This window comes from Cupriavidus sp. WS (genome assembly GCF_000395345.1).
Lineage (GTDB): Bacteria > Pseudomonadota > Gammaproteobacteria > Burkholderiales > Burkholderiaceae > Cupriavidus > Cupriavidus basilensis_B.
This window is the reverse complement of record NZ_AQPL01000022.1, coordinates 1-877: the sequence shown is the minus strand read 5'-3', so window position 1 is coordinate 877 and position 877 is coordinate 1. Positions and strand designations below refer to the sequence as shown.

At 76.1% G+C, this 877-nt stretch carries 1 protein-coding gene; it reads left to right on the top strand.

Annotated elements, in window-relative coordinates:
* On the top strand, positions 1–877 hold an 877-nt coding region (locus K206_RS37365), incomplete at both ends, for a FimV family protein (protein WP_043365149.1).

Below are 877 nucleotides of genomic sequence, written 5' to 3'. Positions count from 1 at the left end.
CGCCGCCACGCCCGCCACACCCGCTACACCGGCCGCGCCGGCCGCGCGCGCGCCGGCCAGGACGCCGGCACCGCCGCCGCGCCGCGCTGCGCCGCAGGTGGCCGAGGGCGCCGCGGCTGCCGCCGGTTCGTACACCGTGCAGCGTGGCGACAATCTTTCCTCGATCGCCGGCGAGGCGCTGCAGGGCCAGGATTCGGTCTCGCTCGACCAGATGCTGGTCGCGCTCTACCGCAACAATCCCAATGCCTTCGTCGGCGGCAACATGAACCGCCTCAAGGCGGGCGTGGTGCTGAAGGTGCCGAGCCAGCAGGAAGCGCAGGCGGTCGCGCCGCGCGCGGCGCGCCGCGAAGTGGTGGCGCGCACGCAGGGGTTCGAGGCCTATCGCGGCCGGCTCGCCACCGCGGCCGCCGCGCGCTCGGTGGAAGCCGAGAGCGGGCGCTCGCAGTCGGGCAACGTCACCGCGCGCGTGCAGGAGCAGGCCGCGCCGGCCGCCGGCCCGCGCGACGAGCTCAAGCTCAGCAAGCCCGAGCGCGGTGCCCAGGCGGCCGCCGCGACGGCGGAAGCCAATATCGCCAAGGAGCGCCAGCTCAAGGAAGCCGAGGCACGCCTCGCGCAGCTCGAGAAGAACGTCACCGACATGCAGCGGCTGGTCGAGCTGAAGAACGCCGAGATCGCCAAGCTGGGCCAGGCCCAGGCTGCCAAGGGCACGGCCAAGGAAGCGCCGGCGCCCGCGCCGGCCGTGGTGCCGGCGGACGCGGCCAAGGCGGACACTGCCAAGGCAGATGCGGCCAAGGCGGATGCCGCGCCCGCGCCGGCCGCCCCGGCGGTCAATGCCAGCGCGGCCGCCGCCACGGCAGCGGCCACCGCCGCCACGGCG